The sequence below is a fragment of the Fortiea contorta PCC 7126 genome (genome assembly GCF_000332295.1).
GTDB lineage: Bacteria > Cyanobacteriota > Cyanobacteriia > Cyanobacteriales > Nostocaceae > Fortiea > Fortiea contorta.
In genome coordinates, this window is the sequence record NZ_KB235930.1 from 1,577,675 (window position 1) to 1,596,272 (window position 18,598).

Annotated in this window: 11 protein-coding genes and 1 pseudogene; 7 read left to right on the top strand and 5 right to left on the bottom strand. The window is 41.0% G+C overall.

Annotation, left to right across the window (positions count from 1 at the left end; genetic code table 11):
• Nucleotides 1-266: 266 nt before the first annotated feature.
• On the bottom strand, nt 267-3,179 hold the full coding sequence (gene pgmB, locus MIC7126_RS0107550; RefSeq protein ID WP_017652533.1) for a beta-phosphoglucomutase: 2,913 nt from the start codon (nt 3,177-3,179) through the stop codon (nt 267-269).
• A gap of 192 nt (nt 3,180-3,371) precedes the next feature.
• On the bottom strand, nt 3,372-5,789 hold the full coding sequence (locus MIC7126_RS0107555) for a sucrose synthase (protein ID WP_017652534.1): 2,418 nt from the start codon (nt 5,787-5,789) through the stop codon (nt 3,372-3,374).
• 139 nt (nt 5,790-5,928) lie between these two features.
• On the opposite strand from MIC7126_RS0107555, the gene MIC7126_RS29115 reads away from it, so the two are divergent.
• Nucleotides 5,929-6,216, top strand: coding sequence for a hypothetical protein (locus tag MIC7126_RS29115; RefSeq protein ID WP_154655852.1), 288 nt, complete (start codon nt 5,929-5,931; stop codon nt 6,214-6,216).
• Here MIC7126_RS29115 and MIC7126_RS0107560 read toward each other — a convergent pair.
• On the bottom strand, nt 6,195-7,067 hold the full coding sequence (locus MIC7126_RS0107560) for a response regulator transcription factor (protein WP_040630064.1): 873 nt from the start codon (nt 7,065-7,067) through the stop codon (nt 6,195-6,197). The two genes, MIC7126_RS29115 and MIC7126_RS0107560, sit on opposite strands and share 22 nt — an antisense overlap.
• 111 nt (nt 7,068-7,178) lie before the next feature.
• Complete coding sequence (locus MIC7126_RS27230) at nt 7,179-7,592, bottom strand: sensor histidine kinase (RefSeq protein WP_161606838.1); 414 nt, start codon at nt 7,590-7,592, stop codon at nt 7,179-7,181.
• A gap of 177 nt (nt 7,593-7,769) precedes the next feature.
• On the opposite strand from MIC7126_RS27230, the gene MIC7126_RS0107570 reads away from it, so the two are divergent.
• The 6 genes and pseudogenes from MIC7126_RS0107570 to MIC7126_RS30235 form a co-directional block, all read left to right on the top strand.
• Entirely contained in the window at nt 7,770-8,912 is a 1,143-nt protein-coding gene (locus MIC7126_RS0107570) for an IS4 family transposase (protein ID WP_017652111.1), read from the top strand.
• Between the two features lie 64 nt (nt 8,913-8,976).
• The gene (locus tag MIC7126_RS0107575) at nt 8,977-9,249 is read left to right on the top strand and encodes a HetP family heterocyst commitment protein (RefSeq protein WP_017652537.1); all 273 of its coding nucleotides are present in this window, start codon (nt 8,977-8,979) and stop codon (nt 9,247-9,249) included.
• Nucleotides 9,250-9,357: 108 nt separating this feature from the next.
• Nucleotides 9,358-10,230, top strand: coding sequence for an indole-3-glycerol phosphate synthase TrpC (locus MIC7126_RS0107580; RefSeq protein WP_017652538.1), 873 nt, complete (start codon nt 9,358-9,360; stop codon nt 10,228-10,230).
• A gap of 329 nt (nt 10,231-10,559) precedes the next feature.
• Nucleotides 10,560-11,621: a FecR domain-containing protein gene (locus MIC7126_RS0107585; RefSeq protein ID WP_017652539.1), complete on the top strand. Its 1,062-nt coding sequence runs from the start codon at nt 10,560-10,562 to the stop codon at nt 11,619-11,621.
• 108 nt (nt 11,622-11,729) lie between these two features.
• Nucleotides 11,730-12,818 carry an outer membrane beta-barrel protein gene (locus tag MIC7126_RS0107590; RefSeq protein ID WP_017652540.1) on the top strand — a complete coding sequence of 363 codons (1,089 nt, stop codon included), beginning with the start codon at nt 11,730-11,732 and terminating at the stop codon, nt 12,816-12,818.
• Nucleotides 12,819-12,923: 105 nt separating this feature from the next.
• A pseudogene (locus MIC7126_RS30235) lies at nt 12,924-13,046 on the top strand (Uma2 family endonuclease); the annotation flags it as partial.
• 280 nt (nt 13,047-13,326) lie between these two features.
• On the opposite strand, the gene MIC7126_RS0107600 reads toward MIC7126_RS30235, so the two are convergent.
• Nucleotides 13,327-18,471, bottom strand: coding sequence for an nSTAND1 domain-containing NTPase (locus tag MIC7126_RS0107600; RefSeq protein WP_017652542.1), 5,145 nt, complete (start codon nt 18,469-18,471; stop codon nt 13,327-13,329).
• Nucleotides 18,472-18,598 lie beyond the last annotated feature (127 nt).

Here is an 18,598-nt window from a genome sequence, read left to right on the forward strand (position 1 = left end):
CTATCTTAGTTGTCTCATACGAATTAGAGATAGGATATGAAGCTATGCACAGTAACAAACAATAGGTTGACTTTTCAGACAGTCGCTAAAAAATCTATCTTTCACAGACCTCCGCGTACCTTAGCGCTCACCTCCCGAACTTTGCTCAACGCGGGAAACCCGCGCACGCAAGTTCTCTCCGCGTACCTTTGCGTTAAAAAAATCTCATATTTGGCGCACCCTGACAAAGAAACAATATGACTACAAACAACTTCTAGGTAAAGTTTTCATAGAGCTAGTGCTCGAAGCTCAGTGATAATATCAGCCCATTTTACACCTACGAGGTTAGGTAAAACTAGGTGGGCGGCGCCGACTCGTGCTGGTGGGCCGAGTCCTACAGCCCACATACCAGCGGCGAGGGCGGCTTCAATTCCGGCGGTGGCGTCTTCTATGACTACACATTCGGCTGGTGGGACTTGTAGTTGCTTGGCTGCGTATAAAAACAAGTCTGGGGCTGGTTTGGGTCGTTGGACGCTGTAACCATCAGCGATCGCATCTACTTTACCAGCTATTCCTAGTCTGTCTACAACTACGGTGGCGTTTTTGCTGGCGGAACCGATGGCGGTTTTGATTCCTAATTGTCTGAGTTCATCTAGTAAAGCGATCGCTCCTGGTAACAAATCTTTAGTGCTGATTTTTTGAATCGATTCTACATAATAGCGGTTTTTGCGCTCCATCATTTCTTGAATTTGTGCTTCTTGCAACTTCCTATCGCCCAGGATAAACATCAGTGAAGCGCGTCGAGACACACCGCGTAAGGCTTCGTTGGCTTGGCGATTAAAAGGTATACCCTCCTCATCTGCTAGCCTTTGCCAACCTAAATAATGATATTCTGCTGTGTCTGTGAGCACACCGTCTAAGTCAAAGATCACGGCTTTCACGTCGAGAGATGGCATAAATTGACTCCGGAACTCGATAAACTCTTCCCTAGCCTCTAGCCCTGGTTGTCGCAAATCAAATTTATGCCATTGTCCACGCCAGTGTAGCTGAAATTGCAGGCGCGTCCAACCGCGAGGGAGATGGGGGCGAGCAACGGGGCCGTTTTTGGTAAACTGAATACCACCAAACCCAAAGACTACGGTTTGCCAAACACCGCCAGCACTAGCGCCATGAATCCCGTCTTTGGTGTTACCTCTGGAATCTTGGATATCGACCATTGCGGCTTGCATAAACAGTTCATAAGCTGTGGTCAAATTACCTAAATCTGCGGCTAAGATGGAGTGAATTGCGGGCCCTAGGGATGAACCATAGGTAATGTCGGTGCGGGGTGCGTAGTAGTTCCAGTTAGTTTGTAAGGCTTGTGGGTTGTAGGGAAAATCGGCTGATGGTCGCATCAAATATAACAGCATCAAGACATCTGGTTGTTTTAATACCTGTCGTTTGTTGGTAGCTTCTATTCCCAGGATGGCTTGTATGGAGCGGGTGCGCGGTTCATAATCTTGGAGGTTGATGTCTTCTAGTTGCCAAAATCCTTGAAACTGCTCGATTAATTCTGTGGTGGCGTCGTGGAGAATCCAGATATTGTTGATGATATCTTGCCAGTGCGATCGCTCTTCGACTGTCAGGTGCAGTTTTGTTTCTATTTCCGAGGCGTGCTCTGGAAAGTTCTGACTCAGCCAATCATAAACTAGCAGTGCTTTTTCTAAATGCCATTGCACTAAACGGTTGGTGAAGGCGTTGTTGTGTACGAATTCGTGGTATTCATCTGCACCGATAACTTCCCGAATTTCGTATTGTTGCAAATCTGGATTGAATTCTACCCGACTACCCCAAAAAATCGCTGTGTCGAGGATGATTTCGGCGCCACAATCGCGCATCCATTGGTCGTCACCTGTGGCTTGCCAATAATACCATGTACTGTAAGCGATATCTGCACCAATATGAATTTCGCGATCGCGGCACCAAATCCGCACGTCTTCACCGTAAAAATCGCTAGGTAATGACCACCTTGGTGTAACTTCGTCACCAGTCACCGCGCTTTCCCACGCAAACATGGCGCCTGCATAGCCGTAGTGTGCAGCTTTGCGGCGTGCTCCATTTAAGGTATGGTAACGGTAATTAATTAAGTTGCGGGCGATCGCTGGCTGGGTATAAATAAAGAATGGCAAGATAAAAATTTCTGTATCCCAAAAAATATGTCCGTGATAACCAAAGCCAGAAAGGGTTTTGGCGGGGATACTCACTTTGTCGTCATGTCTGGGAGCGGCGATTAATAGTTGAAACAGGTTGTAGCGAACAGCAAATGCGGCTACACTATCGCCTTCAATCACGATGTCGCTGTTTTCCCAAACATTATCCCATGCTTGCCCGTGAGATTTGAGCAATACAGGGTAGTCTGGAGCAAGAGCAAGTTTATTTTGGGCGGCTAAGATTGGTGTCTCCACTTCCCGTGAAGTAAAAATTGTGACAATTTTCTCCACAATTACCGTCTGTTCAGCAGCCGCTAGAAATGTGGTGCTGAGGGTAGGATAACCAGGGGCGCTGGTGACTTGTAGCGATGCATCAACACCAAAAATTCTCATTCTCGCCGCCATAGCAATGTCAATTTGCGAACTGCGGGTGCGACGCTGTAGCCAAATACCTTCTGCGATTTTACCTTGGTCTAATTCTTGCCAGTGGTTGAAGCCTACATTTTCAGGATAACCGTTGATGCTGGCTTGAATTTCAATTAAACCATCAAAGTTGAGGGGTTTTAGCTGTAGGCGTTGCCCTAGGATATGCTGGTCTGCTAAACTGGCGAAGCGCTGAAACTCAAAGTCGATAGTGTTACCACCAGGACTACGCCAGCGCACAGAACGCACCACTAAGCCTTGACGCAGATCAAGCTGTCGATCATAGTTTAAAATTTCTCCTTGATCCATGCGGAAGCGATCGCCGTTAATACTCACCACCAAAGGTAGCCAATCAGGACAATTAACCAACTCCGTGTAAACTACAGGTACTTCGTCATAGACACCGTGGATAAACGTTGCTGGTAATCCCTGACTATAACCCTCTTCAAAACTTCCCCGCGTTCCCAAATAACCATTACCAATGGTAAAAACAGTTTCTTTAGACTGGAGATGTTCAGGTACAAACTGAGTTTCAATTAATATCCAGTCTGTGAAAAGAAAATTGCGAAAATTACCTTTAATGTCCATTGGTTAGAATAGGAAATAGGGATTAGGGATTAGATGTAGGTTGGGTGAAGCGGAGCGTAACCCAACGCCTAAAGAAGTTGGTGTTGTTGGGTTTCACTGCGTTACACCCAACCTACAATTTTTTGCACCACTTTAGGCTTGCTGCGCCACTACGTTTATTTCAAAAATCAAAGACTAATAATCAATCATAAATTAATAATTATGCTGCATATGTTGTTCTAATATCTTGTCGGCTCTGGGTTTATAAATTAGATGAAACAGGGTTTCCATGTAACGCAGTCTGGCTTCGTTGTCGTCTGGGGCGACGAAGTTCCAAAAGCCGGAAATTTTTGCTAGCAATATTAACTGATTAGTGTGTAAATGCCAGTTATACTTATGTTGAATTCGCTCGGTCATCCATTCGGAAACTTCTAGCCAATATTCGGGGTTGGCGTCACATTGTTCAAGGAAATGCAAAATTTTCTGAGATGTTCCAGCAAAGTCTGTGGGATTGAGATAAAATCCGTTTTCTCTGTCTTCGATAATTTCTAAAGCTCCGCCGAATTGAGTAGCAAATGTTGGTAAACCAGAAATCATCGCTTCTAAAATGCTTCTTCCAAAGGCTTCAAAGTGGGCGTAGTGAACGTATATGCCGCGATTATCTGCTACTATTCGATAAATTTCCCCGATGTCGCGGCTGGGGATACGCATTCCGATCCAGCGTAGTTTGTTGTTTAGATGATATTGATTGATGATGTTGTGCAGTTTTTGAATTTCGCTGGCTTCTTCTGGGTTAGAGGCTGCTTCTGGATGTAATTTACTGGTAACAATAATTAAGTTACAATGTTGTTGTAATGCTTGACTTTTGCCAAAACATTCCGCTAATCCTGTGAGGTTTTTAATGGCGGTGATGGGGGCGATGGTTAATATTGGTCGCTTTTTCAAGTCGTCTAAATGACCGAGAATTTGCTCATCTTTTTGGGTGAAGAGTAATTCTTGAAGACGGGTGCGAGTTGTGGAATCTCTATCTTCTTTTTGGCTGTAAGGGAAGAAAATTTCTTCATTTACTCCCGGTGGAACAACGTTGAATTTGGGACTAAATAAATCAATGCCATCGACAACGTGATAGAGATGAGGCATGGTGAAATATTTATAGGATTCATACTGTCCCATTGTGTCTGGTGTACCGACTATTTCTTGATAGGATGAAGTGACAATGAAGTCGGCAGCATTCATGGTAATTAAATCAGCAGTAAATTGGGCAGAAAAATGATATGTTGCTTCTAAATCTTGCCAATAAAGATTACTAAATAAGTATTTGGGTTTTTCTAAGGAATGGGCGATGTTGCAATGAATAACTTTGAGTTTACGGGCGAGGAGAAAAGCGACTAAGTTACCATCAGTGTAGTTACCGATAATTAAATGTGGTTTTCCTGAGAATTGCGCTAATAATTCTTTCTCTGCATCTTGGGCAAATTTTTCTAAATAAGGCCAAACTTCAAATTTAGATATCCAGTTGTTAGTAACTTCGGGGTTATATTCCCCAAAGGGAACACGCAAAATCCAAGCGTTTTCTGTTCCTTGAATTTTTTCTAGGGGTAGGTTACAAAATGTGCCTTGACAATTGGGAATGAGGCGGGTAAGTATAATTACATGGGGTTTAATCCCCAATAAATCCAGTCCGGCTAGCTCGATTTCCTTTTGCAATTGATTTTCTAAGCTGCGGGCTTGTTCGAGGACGTAGATGACTTGACCGAGGGTTTCATCTTTCCCTAATACCCCTTCTTGCGCTACCCAACCGTGGATAGAAATGAGGGTGACGCGAAAGATAGCGGGGATGCGAGAAACGAAAGCTTCGAGAATAGCAGGTTGGGGGTTGTCAATCAGCCGTAGGAGGAGATGTAAGGTTTCGCAGACGCGCGCAGCGGTGTTTCCCCAACCTGGTTCAAAGCCTAGTTCTTGGAGGTGAAAATAAAAGTTTTTTTGAGGTTCCGCGTCAGGTTGTTGGCACAGAAAGCTAATAACTTGGCGCATTTGCTGGGCGAGATGAGTCCCTGATTTAATGCGATCATTAATTAGTAAGGGAACACCATCATAGTGGAGTTTATGTAGTAATTCAAATAATATATCTAAGCAATATTGCGGTTGAGTTAAAATTTGATTGCAGAGGTAGCGATTGAGAAAGGCTAAACCTTGACCGATATTGCGGGAGTCGCTGAGGTTGGGGGAATTTTTATAAAAGCCGCTGAGGTCAATTTCGAGTATATTCGGTTGGTAGGAGTTGACTGAGCGATCGCGCACATCTAATAATGCTTGGAGTGACATCCGTTCAAACTGAGTCAAATCTGCACTCAAGCGCCAAACTTCCTGGCTAGCAATTCGGGGACGGACAACAAACCAAGTGCTTTCTTCTTCTAAAATTATTTCGTGGGTATATTGAATTAGTTTGCTGATAGAAGAAGAGTGCAAGAAACATTGAAGTTTTTGCGATCGCTGACAATGTTCAGCAAAAACTTGTATTATCTCAGTTCTCAAAAAACATTTCTTACAAGCAGCGCGCAGTGTACAGATTAACTGACGCAAGGTAGTTTTTTCATCACTGGTTGAGATCGCCTGAGCTAGTTCATACATGAAAATTTTCAGAGATTGAATGAGGTCATCACCTCAGCCTCTTCTGCGCCAAAACTTCTCTTCGATACTAAAAAAATGTCCCAGCCCTCAGCGTCTAGCTTTAGGATGAGAACCTCTAACACTAATTTGGGATTTGACGTTGAGCGCAGCGTGGAGGTGGGGAGGTGGGGAGGTGGGGAGTGTGGGAGGTGTGGGAGGTGTGGGAGGTGTGGGAGGAAGAAGAAGATTCTTGCGTCAGCATAAATTCTTTTTTTCTCTCATACCTCGGCTTACTTCGACTTCGCTACCTCGGCTGCGCTCGGCACAAGTCAGTACAAGTCGCTCGGTACAAGTCTCCCCACACTCCCCACACTCCCCATCACCCCATCACCCCACCTCCCACACTTCCCCCGCACCAACAACTCATCAAGAATCAACGGGTCTATAGTCGTTAACGAAGTTGCGAGTTTGGATGATTTTTACCTTCGCACTGCGAGCAACCTGGGGGGGTTGGTTCTGTTTGCGCCAATTTTTCGGGGGTAAGCTGTGATATTGACGGAACTGGCGCGAGAAATGACACGAATTTTGATATCCTAATGCTAAGGCAATCTGCTCAATGGTCTGAGTTGTATTGACTAGCAAGGAACGAGCTGCAGCCATCTTTCGCCGAACAATCCAGCCGTTGACGGTATCTCCGGTTTTTTCAGCGAGTCGATGTGTTAAATAAGGTGCGGTGTAACCAACTGCTTTCGCAACATGAGACAAAGTAATTCCTTGGCAATAATTGGCTTCGATAAAATCAAAAACTTTTTTGAATTGGGGAACCAAGGGAAAAATTGATTCAGCAGGAGTTGAATTTCCAGGTGATGAAGCTGGGTTGGTTTGGGAGTTACTACTGAACCAGTTGCTAAAAAGAGCTTGCTTTTCTAATCTGATAGCGATCGCTCGCAACACTTCTTCAATAGTCGAAGGTTTCATTATATAATCGTCTGCGCCCAACTCCATACCTTTACGAAAATCTGCATTCGTCTTGCTACCTGTGAGGAAAATGAAGGGAATCACGGCTGTTACCGGATTTTGACGCAGAGTCATCAAAACACTGTAACCATCGATATCTGGCATCAAAATATCACAAATCACTAAATCCGGTTGATGGGTTTGCGCGAGCTGAATACCCATAAAACCGTTTTCGGCACCTATTGTCTCAAAACCTTCTGCTTCCAGCGCCACTAAGAAGAGGTCAAGAGTTACTGTATCATCTTCTATCACCAAAATTTTTTTTGATGATGCATACATCATATTGCCATCACTATAATTGTTGCTAGGAAGTGATGACTTTAATAAGTTTTCTGATTCAGGACTTTTATAAAGTTGCATACTGATTAATCATTGATAAGTTCAATATTTTTTCTAGGATCTAGTTGGGAGAATGACTGTAAAAATAGAACCGACATCGATTTCACTTTCCACAGACACTTGACCGTGATGTAAATCTACCAGAGCTTTAACAATTGCTAATTCTAATCCATTACCAGCGGGATGATGACTACGATGACATTGATAAAAGGGGTCAAATATGCGCTGTTTATCTGTTGTTGTCATCCCCATACCTTGGTCTTCAATCTGGATAACTATCTGCTCTTGATCACCAGAAAGTTGGAAATTAATCGGACTCCCTCTTGGAGAATATTTAATGGCATTGTCCAGCAAGTTTTTTATAATTGGTTCTAAAAGGTTTTGATCCAAATAAACATTTATACAGCCGGGTTGACTAACAAACTTAATTAAATTTTGGCTTTCTTTTGGCTCAATTTTTTCGATCAATTCCTGGCAAAAACACACCAAATCAAACTGTTTTGGTTCAAAATAAAGTTTTGCTGCTTGCGCTTTTACCCTGGAGGGGAGACGAAACAGCCTAAAAAGCTTGGTGTATAAGATGGGTAGCGTTTTGTGATAGAAAAAGGTAGGTCTAGTTTTGTCAATAAGACCTACTTAATGATAATGTTAGCTATATTGTACCAAAAGCACTTAAAAAGTCAATTGAGTTTAGCAGAATATCTGTTGCTAAAAATTTTGATACATCTGTTGCAGTCAATCAAAGAAGTAACTTTAGAAAAATTAGCGAATGCGCTACCTTTGGGAATTAAATTTGAAAGCAGAAGAAAAAGAATACAAAGATTTTTATCATTACCAAATCTCACAATTGAAAAAGTTTGGTTGCCAATTATTCAAGAACTAATAGCAAACTACTTCCAGAATGAAAAAATTATTTATATAGCAATTGATAGGACTAATTGGAGTCGGATAAACTTATTAATGGTCAGCGTGATTTGGGATAAAAGAGCCATACCAATATATTTTAGTTTGCTGCCCAAATTAGGTAGTAGTAATCTCACGGAACAGCAGAAAATATTATCGCCAGTTATAGCAATATTGAAAGATTATAAAATCTGTGTGTTGGGGGATAGAGAATTTTGCTCGGTAAAACTAGCAAAGTACCTTCAGAGCAAGGATGTATATTTTTGTTTGCGATTGAAAAAGAATGAATTTGTAGAAATTAAACAAGATATGTTTATGGAGTTAAGCAGTTTAGGATTAACTCCTGGAGTATCTTTTTTTATCAAGGGAGTTAAGGTAACAAAGACTCAGGGTTTTATCAGTTTTAATGTGGCTGGTAAGTGGCAACGTAAAATTAACGGAGTAGCACCCAAAGAAGCATGGTTTATTTTAACAAATTTTGACACCCTAGAGTCAGCAATTGCTGCTTACAAAAAGCGATTTGATATTGAAGAAATGTTTAGAGATTTCAAAACAGGTGGCTATAACTTAGAAAACACTAATGTTCAAGGTGAACGTTTTATTTCTCTAGTTTTGTTGATAGCGATCGCTTACACCTCTGCAACAATTAATGGTCAACTTATTAAACGCAAAGGAATCCAAAAATATATAGCTCGGATTAAAGAAAGGAGTCGTTCTCAACGGAGACACAGTAGTTTTTATATCGGCTTATATGGTCAAACATGGGTACATTTCAAGGATAGCTGTATTGATTTAGTCACACAATTAATGAGAATTAATCGTAATAAGTGGAAGCATTATCAACAAGGTTTAAGAGCCATGAAGCTTATTGAATCTATATTGTAGCTTATTTCGTCTCCCCTTCAGGATTAAAGCAAAGACTTTTTAGCTATTAAATCAAGGGAATACCATGAGTCCAACTATGACTGGTTGTCGCCCCGAAATGGCGAAGAAAATTAATAGCGAGCAAATTGAACAAATTATCAAAGCGATTATTGCGGGTAAGTATTCTTGGGCTTGTGTGCTGATTTTGCGCTTTGCTGGTTATAATCCCATCGACTATATACCATACCGTACTTATATTAGATTGTTGAAAAACAATTGTTTAGGTGATAGACCAAAACCGAAACATAGTGAAGATTTAGAAGTTTTGGAAAGAAAAAATAGTTTAATTAAGTTGTAGATTAATAAGCTAGCGCTTCAACAAAATTAGCGCATTTGTTGCTGTGGTTTTAGCTGAGAAATCTATGGCTGATGTTCGCATGTCCTATCTCATCATTTCTAATAGCGTATGATTTATCCAGTTACTAACCCAAACACTCGCTTGGAACCAACTATTAAAGAGATTATTTGGCATAAGAAGCAAGAAGTAACACAATTACATCAAGAGATGTCTTTGGCTTCTTTGCAAAGACAGCTAAGTTCATCACCGACTGTGAGAGATTTTTTTACTGCTTTACAGCAGAGTGTATATCGACCGAGCTTGATTGCAGAAATCAAGAAGGTATCGCCAATTCATGGTATTATTCGTGCAGATTTTGACCCGATAGCGATCGCTAGAGCTTATGAGAGAGGAGGAGCGACTTGTATCTCTGTGATCACGGAAGCGACATCTTTTCATGGTAGTTTTGACCATCTGCGCGCCATCCGTCACCGTGTACCATTACCCTTATTGTGTAAAGAATTTATCATTGATCCCTGCCAAATTTATTTAGCGCGAGCATCGGGAGCAGATGCGATATTATTAATGGCAGCTTTACTTTCCGATCGCGAATTACAAGACTTTGTGCGCGTAATTCACTATTTGGGGATGAATGCGGTCGTGGAGGTACACAGCATTGCTGAGTTAGATCGCGCACTCAAGCTAGACGATCTTCGCATAGTTGCAATTAATAATCAGAATTTAGCAGACTTAACTATAGATATCGATACCACACGACAATTGCTAGCAGCTAGGCGCACACAATTACAAAATCTCGGTGCGATCGTGATCAGTGAATCGGGTTTATACACACCGAATGATTTATCATTGATGGCGGAGGTGGGAACGGATGCAGTGCTGATTGGGGATTGTTTACTGAAACAGCAAAATATCGAAATGGCTGTACGTCGTCTACTCAGACGTGACAATCCCCACCTCGGAGATTTTGGGAAGAGAATTTAGGTGTTGTGTTTTGAGTTGAAAATATTTCTATAACAGTAATAATTACTACTTACCTTGGTTTGCTATTCACTGAAAAAAAGCAGACTAAGGTATTTTGTTTTGGTTTATTAACCATATCTTGTTTTACTCCATGAATTCCATATAATTCTAATCGGTAGCTAAAACTGAAGGATAAAATTACTCCAACTGTAAGCTGTGTGCTTTGTTTAGTTACAAAACGCTGTAATTCATGAATATCATCGCCAAAATCCGGAAATCCTTTATTAGTATTTGTAATTTAAAAATAAGTATTTTTAGCAGAATTTGTGTTTTTATTCTAGGTAAGTGTAATGGAGCAGAGATTCGGCTCGCTAATTGGGCAGATGATAATTACCAGTATCCTAGCAGTATCTTGGATAACTCCAGTATTAGCCCAACAAGATTTACTCACTCGTGCGGAAGTTTACAAGCTGTTAAATGAAGTACAACTGCTGCTGAAAGATAAACCACCCCGTTCAGCAAAGCAAGCTGATGTGTTAGTTCCCTTAGATGAATTGCAGACAAAAACGCGATCGCGCGCCGAGCTATTATTTAATGAAGGTTCTTTAGCGAGAATTGGCTCTAGTGCTACCTTTCGATTTAAGCCAGGATTGCGACGCTTTGAAATTCAGGGGGGAGGTTCGAGAGCAGAAACTATCCTGGAACTAAAAAATGGTACAGCTTTAGTTCTGACTCCATCTGGTAGTACAGCGACCAGAATCGAAACTCCCCAAAGCCGTATTGATGTAATAGCAGCTGCGCTACCTGCAAATGCTCAGGTATTACCCCCGGCTACAGGTGGATCTGTGGTTGTGTATCATAACAGCATTACCAACATTACACAAGCTTTTAATTTAACTGATATCCCAGTTAAAGTCTCAAATCTTGATGGGACTCAATTCCAATTTTTAAAAGCTGGTGAAACAGTCACAATTACTAACGGTGTGATTGGGCCAGTACAGACATTTGATTTGGGAAAATTTTATAAAACTAGTCAGTTAGCGGCTGGTTTGGGGCCTGGACAAGAAGCTTTGGTATTACAAGAATCAGCTAGAGTTCAGAGCATTTTCAATCAGGTGAGAAAACAAACTCTCGCCGGATTTGAAAATCAAAAGTTGTGGATTGAAGGATTATGTAATCTCAATTCTCGTGGTGGAGCGAGTACACTTTCAACTAACTGTATCACCACCAATTCTGATGATCCAATTCGCAATTTTGAAGACCGAAGAGATGCGGTAATTCCACCCAGAAGAGAACAACCAGCACCGCAACCAGAACTACCAATTAGAGAAGAACCAGCACCACAACCAGAACCAGCACCAGCACCGCAAGCACCGACGGGAGTAATATTTTTACCTCGACAACAGCAATAATATTGAGCCGAATTCAGAGCATGTAGAGTGGTAAACCAGTCCGCACAAGAGGGTGTTTCCAACTGACGCACCCGCAGATGATTACTAATTAATAATTACGAATTAATTATGCGTATATATCCGATTGCTTTGTGTTCTTTAGCTACCTTATTAACTTGGGACTTAGATCAAAATGCAGTTGCTAATTCTATCCCAGAGGTTCCTTTAATAGGGGAAAATTTAGCAGAAAATACGACAACTGTTGCAGAAACGCCAACTGCGACTATAGCAGCACCAGAAATTATAATTGAGACATTTGGAGAAAGTACAAAAAGTTCCAAAGGTGCAGTTTTTGCTCAAATACCTGGTTCTCCAATTCCCTCAATTAATCCTCTCACCTTACCAGCAACTGACACCAATCAACAAATTGACCCGCAAGATGTGGAGAATGAATTAGGCGAGATTGATATTATTCCTACTCGTCCAGTTAAACAACCACCACAACGTCGTCAACCTGATGTTCAGTTATTGTTGCGTTCTTCGATTTTTAGTAGTTCTAATGTGACAGGTTTAGAAATTCCTCAACCTAGTGATACCTTATTTATTAACAATGCAACCTTATTAGCAACGCCGAAATTGGGAGAAGATACAAGATTAATTGCTGCTGCGGGTGGGGGTTTGGTGAGATATGGCGATAGAGGAGATTTTAATTACAATTATCTCAATTTTAATGTGGGATTACAGCAACGATTGACGAAAGAAATGTATGGTCAATTGGGATGGTATCAAGAAAGATTGTATAGAAATGGTAGTGGCGATCGCTTATTATTAGATGATTCCCTACGCTTGAGTATAGGACGTCAAGATCAATTAAACTCCCGTCTCCGGTTAGATTCATTTTATGAACTTCGTGCTAGCTTCGCCACACCCAGCGAACAAAATCGCGTCGCTAATACTTTAGGAGCGCGTTTGCGTTATGATATTACACCGCAATTACAAGGCGCTCTCGACTATCGATTAACTTTTAAAGATTTTACGCAGCAAGATAGATTCGATACCCAAAATCAAATCGGATTAGAAGCAATTTATAACATTAACCCAGATTTATTTGTTGGTGGTTCAGCGTCTTATCTTTTTGGTTCCTCTTCTGCTAGTTCTGTTGATTTAAATAATTTTTCTGTGGGAGTAAGTGTAGGCTTAAATGTGTCTTTGTTTTAAGGTTTTCTAAAATTATTTTCTTTTGTTTGGTGTCCTGTCCTACCCTGAAGAATTGCACCTGAGCAATTCGTTAAAATCAGACTATCACCTGCAATAATTATGACTACTTTTACAGTTTGTCAATTAGTCGATGGCGTATATCAGCAGCAACAATATCGTTTAGGAAGTGCTATTGTTTCTTATTTATTGGCTCATCTACAACTGAAACTTGATGATATTATGCCTTAGTTATACCAATTCTCTATGAAGATGCGCCTAATTATTCTGGGACATAGGGAATTATTTTTAAAAAACCTCCGCGTACCTTGGCGTGAAAAAAAAGCTAGAATATGGTATTAGGGGCTTTGTTGAATGGGATATGAATTTATTTCGCGCAAAGGCGCAAAGGCGCAAAGAAAGAGCGCAAAAATAACGACTTTTGCAAGAGGTTTATTGTTAACTGTTAAATATGAGTTTTGAAAATTTTTTAACGCCAAGGGGCGCAGAGTATGATTTTTGGGTGCGATAATTATTGCTGGCAAATCTGGCGATCGCTCTGATTGACATTGGCGTTATTTTTCAGGTAATCTTTTATTCGGGAACATCCTTGCAGTCGCAAGTTATCAAGATTTAAATCCCACAATGTGAGTCCGCTATCTTCACTACCGCTGACTAAAATTTTACCATCGGGACTGAAACTAATACTGTTGACTTTGCCTGGATGTCCGGCGAGGGTTTTGATTAAACTTCCATCGCTGATATTCCACAGCTTGATTGTATTGTCAGCACTACCAGAAGCGAGTATGGAAGTGTGGGGTAGGAAACTTAAGCTGGTGACGCCGTTATTATGTCCAGCGAGGGTGTTGATAAGGGTTCCGTCTGCTATTTGCCAAAGTTTGATGGTGTTATCCATACTTGCAGATGCAATTATTGTACCATCTGGACTGAATTTCACAGATGCGATCGCTAGTCCATGTCCTGGTAAATTCTTGACGAGACTACCATCAAGTTTCCACAGTTTTACTGTCTTGTCATAACTTCCCGAAGCTAACATTTGATTATCGGGACTGAAGCTAACGCTGGTAATCTCTTCTGTACCTGTTTTGATGGTTTTTAAAAGTTTACCGTCAGCAACTCGCCATAATTTGATAGTTTTATCTGCGCTACCAGAGGCGAGTGTTTTACCATTGGGACTGAAACTAACGCTAGTGACGCGCTCAGTATGACCTGTGAGTGTTTGGATTATTTTACCATTTTGCGTGTCCCATAATTTAATAGTTTTATCATCACTAGCAGCGGCGATAATTTTACCGTTGGGACTAAAATCTAAAGCAAAGATAATCCGGTGATGAGGAATTAGTTTCACAATACCATTATTTGCCCAAATTTTTATCTTACCATCCCACCCAGCAGCGGCGAAAAGTTGACGCTTTTGACTAAAACTTACACTGTAAAAACTACCCGCATATTCTGGCTGGGATGTTTTTGGAAATTCCCAAAGTCTCACAGTTTTATCAGCACTAGCAGAAGCGAGAATTTTTCCATCTGGACTAAAGTTAACATCAGTCACTTGGGCGCCATGACTTAATAAGGTTTGTTGAACGACAAATTCTGTTTTAACTTGATTTTTATTCTGCCAAATTTTCACTATCCCATCAACATCAGCCACTGCTAATAATTGTTGATTAGGACTGAAGCTGATACTATTAATTTGATTATTATTACCTTCTAGTGTTTGTAGAAGTTTTCCTGGTGAGTTCCAAATCTTGATAGTTTTGTCATCACTAGCAGCAGCAATCATTTTTCCATCAGGACTAAACTTGACGCAGGTGACACGTTCTTGGTGTCCCGTCAGCGTTCGGATTAATTTAGCGTCTGCTGTTCGCCAAAGTTTAACTAAATTATCTTCACCACCAGAAGCAATAGTTTGATTATCAGGACTAAATTTTATAGTATTTACCCAGCCGTTATGAGCATTCCAGGTTTTGATTAAACTTCCATTGAGGCTCCACAACTTGATAGTTTTATCTCGACTGGCTGAAGCAACAATTTTTCCATCATAACTAAAGGCGACATCGGTTGTGATATCAGTGTGTCCAGCAAATGTAGAGATTAACTTCCCATCAATTCCATAAATTTTGATAGTTTTATCTGTACTCGCAGCCGCAATCAATTGACTATCAGGACTAAAAGCAACGGCTGTAAATCTACCTTGTTTATTTGTGATAGTGTTGATTAATTTTCCTTGCAAATTCCAGATTTTAATCGTCTGGTCATCACTAGCAGCAGCAATTAATTTACCATCATCACTGAAAACGACTGCGTTGACCTGTTGACTATTATTTTGCAAACGATTCACTTCTTGAGTTTGACTAAGCGCTTGCTGGAGAGTCGCTACAGTCGCTAATTGCATATCTCGATTGGGAGCAAAAACTCGCTTGATTTCTCTTCCCGCTTTCACACCAGCAATTAAAGCCTCTAATTGTTGATGCGATAATAATAAAGCTTGAGAAGAAGCATTCAAAGCTGCAATTTCTCGTAATTGAGCAGCTTGTTTTTGTAAATAAGCCACACCACCTAAACCGCAAGCCGCAATCCCCAAAACACTAATAATTACCACAGCCCTTTGAGCTTGACGCAGACGCTTTTTTTGTGCAAATTGTTGTTGTTGTCTAGCTGTTAAACAAGCAGCAATGAAATTTTGCACATCTGTTGATAATTCATCAGTATATTTAACATAAATTTCTTCCGCTTCCGCCAAACGCACACCTTGCAAAAGAAAATCAGCTAACTCCTGATTATGTTTCCACAAAGCCGCTGATTGTTCAATTTGACGCTGCGATCGCAGTCTACTACGATTCTCCTCCAACCACCAGCGCAAAGTTGACCAGTGACGAATGAGAATTTCATGAGCTACCTCAATTGTCACCGGGGAAGCAGAAGCAGCAGCAGGAGAAATCGAGTTGCTTCCTTTACTGTTTCCGATTTCTTCTTCTAAATTAACTACAACTAATTTTGCAGACGTTAAAGCTTGTAGAGTTCTTTCGATTAATTCATCTGGGTATTTCTTCACCACCAACTCAGATTTAAAAACTCGTCTTCTAGTGTCTTCTGTCCCTTCTCCCAACTGCGTTAAAGACAGAAAAATCCACCGCGCACATTCTTTAGCTTGGTTATCTAAACTTTCATAAACTGCTTGCGCTTTCCGTTCCAAAGCACCTTTAATTCCTCCCACTTGTTGCTGATAAGCTGCTAAAGTTAATTTCCCTGCTTGGCGAAATTCCCACAACTGTTCCAGCACAAATTCTAAAAGTGGTAAATCTCCTGCTGAATGATTTAATTCTTGTACCAAAACCTCCACTAATTCCGGCTCTACTTGTAACTTTACTTGCTCCGCTGGGTTAACAATGACGCGACGGTAATCACCATCAGTTAAACTGGGAGGAACCAACACACTAGAGCGCTGTAATAAACTAGCCAAAGCGGGTACTTCTAAACAAGCAGCGATAAAATCAGCCCGCAAAGTCATCACTAACTTAAACCTATCCGGCGCATATTCCACCGCACCCAACACTATTTCTAAAAACCGCAATCTATCTTCATCCGGTGTGAGGGTAAACAATTCCTCAAACTGGTCTACCACCAACACCACCATCGGTTCAGGACGACTCCGTAACCAATAAACAAAACCTTCCACCCCTTGATAAAGCATTCCTTCTAATACCAAATGGGGGGATGGAGAAGATGAAAAAGAGTAATCATTTACCGATTCACTCTGCTCTCCCTGCTCCTTCATTCCTCCCAATCTTCTAGCTAAAGCTTCCAAAGGACGAGAACCAGGACGCAAACTTTTAATTAACCACGTTTCACTATGAGGTAATTGCTGACCCTGACGCAATTGAGCAATTAATCCCGCTTGAACAACTGAAGATTTACCACTACCAGAAGCACCCACCACAGCCAAAAAAGAATTATGAGCTAATTGACTAATTAAATGTTGAGTGAGAGATTCTCGCCCATAAAAATATTGAGCATCTTCCTCACCAAAAGCCCTTAATCCTCGATAAGGACAAATTTTTAAATCTAACGCCGCAGCTTTATAAGAATTACGAGTTCCCGTAGTGGCGGGAATAATTTCTATTACTCCTTGTGTACCGGATAGCCAAAAATGTAGTGGCGTTTGGGCTGCAAATTGAACTTGTAATTGAGTAATCCAACCAGCAACAGATAAACCTGCACTTTTCGCAGCCGATTTGAGAGTATTGATGAGGGTAGCAGCGAATAATTCAGAATCGTTTTTAGATGAAGTCGCCGCAATAATACATTGTGCTGTTTCGGAATCTAACTGCAATTCCTCCACCCAATCTTTGAGAGCAGAAATAGCAGTGGAGATGACAGGAAAATCTAAAATAATAATTTGTTGAGCAACTTGAGAACGGCGTAACTGCTGTCTTATCCAAGAACGACTCAACCAAATATCTTCCGCAATTAATAAAGCTGTTTCTCCAGATGGAGTTTCTTCTAGTCGTCCGCGCAAATATAACAAAACAGTTCCCGGTTTTTCACCTCCGGGTTTTTGCTTAATTCCTGAATGTAAATACTTTTGAATTGCTCCCCGCACATCTGCAGCCGTTGTTTGACCAGGACGAGGTAAATATTCTAATTCAAACATTCCCGCATCAACCAACTCTTGACTAAAATCAAGAGTCGCTTGCGAACCACTCAGCCCATCAATTACCAACGCCGTTCTAGGAGGATACGACTCGGTAACTACAGGAATAGAACCAAGAACTAATTCCCCTACTCCCTCCACAATTCTTTTGGGAGTTTGTAGCGGATATTCACCAAAAAGTTGTGTATCTCCCTTCCCGCGTTTTTGTTGATTAATTAGTCGTAATTGTTGATTCGTCTTATCAATATATTGTAGCGTTTGGTGATAAACATATCGATATAACCCATCAGCAAAAATTACCCCTTGAGCATCAGCAGCACCACCCTGCAAACCCCGCATCAAATAATAAGTGAATACTCCATGTCCCAGTTCCGGAAATTCCCAAGATTGCTGATTAACATCACAAGAAAGCAAAGCATAAAATCCCTTACCTTTAGCAGCACTGCGCTGCAAAACTTCCACCAACTGCGATGTAGGATTTAAAAATGGTGCCGCTATTGTTCCCCTTAGCGTCATTCCCCCACTATGACAAGCATCTAACCAAACTACTTGATTTTGTGCTCCACTTTTACTTAATTGTGATAACAATTCCTTGACAGCTAAACCAGTTGCTTCTAAATTATCTTTTTGAGTATCCGCTAAACATAAAAATGCTTCTTGAGTCCTCGACTCCAACATTCCATGACCAGAAAAATAAAACAAAACTGTGTCAATTGGTTGAGCAACAGCCGCAATTTCTGCTAAACTTTCCCGTATCGTTGCTAATAATGGCGATCGCGGAGCCAAATCGTGATAAATCTTTACTTCTTTTTGAGGAAACTGTGCTTGTGTCGCAGTTGTCAAAGCTTCAGCCAAAACCTGACAATCAACCGCCGAATAACGCAGAGCAGGAAGTTGATGATCTTGATATTGGTTAACTCCCACCAATAATAGCCACAACTTAGCAGTAGTTGTTTGTTGAGAGTGAGTTGAACGACTAGTAGTAACGCCGCGTGGACACATTTTAGAATAGGGGATAGGGAATAGGCAATGGAGAATGAAGCTATTTATTAGGTTGAGTTAGCAGCAATTATGCAGGCGATCGCCTACTTCTGTCAGCAGATAATCTCAAAAGTATACGACTAAAAAT

Coding starts and splice junctions, on each gene's coding strand:
- pgmB (WP_017652533.1), bottom strand. CDS start 3,179: ATGGACATTAAAGGTAATTTTCGCAATTTTCTTTTCACAGACTGGATA.
- MIC7126_RS0107555 (WP_017652534.1), bottom strand. CDS start 5,789: ATGTATGAACTAGCTCAGGCGATCTCAACCAGTGATGAAAAAACTACC.
- MIC7126_RS0107560 (WP_040630064.1), bottom strand. CDS start 7,067: ATGATGTATGCATCATCAAAAAAAATTTTGGTGATAGAAGATGATACA.
- MIC7126_RS0107570 (WP_017652111.1), top strand. CDS start 7,770: ATGTTAGCTATATTGTACCAAAAGCACTTAAAAAGTCAATTGAGTTTA.
- MIC7126_RS0107575 (WP_017652537.1), top strand. CDS start 8,977: ATGAGTCCAACTATGACTGGTTGTCGCCCCGAAATGGCGAAGAAAATT.
- MIC7126_RS0107580 (WP_017652538.1), top strand. CDS start 9,358: ATGATTTATCCAGTTACTAACCCAAACACTCGCTTGGAACCAACTATT.
- MIC7126_RS0107585 (WP_017652539.1), top strand. CDS start 10,560: ATGGAGCAGAGATTCGGCTCGCTAATTGGGCAGATGATAATTACCAGT.
- MIC7126_RS0107590 (WP_017652540.1), top strand. CDS start 11,730: ATGCGTATATATCCGATTGCTTTGTGTTCTTTAGCTACCTTATTAACT.
- MIC7126_RS0107600 (WP_017652542.1), bottom strand. CDS start 18,471: ATGTGTCCACGCGGCGTTACTACTAGTCGTTCAACTCACTCTCAACAA.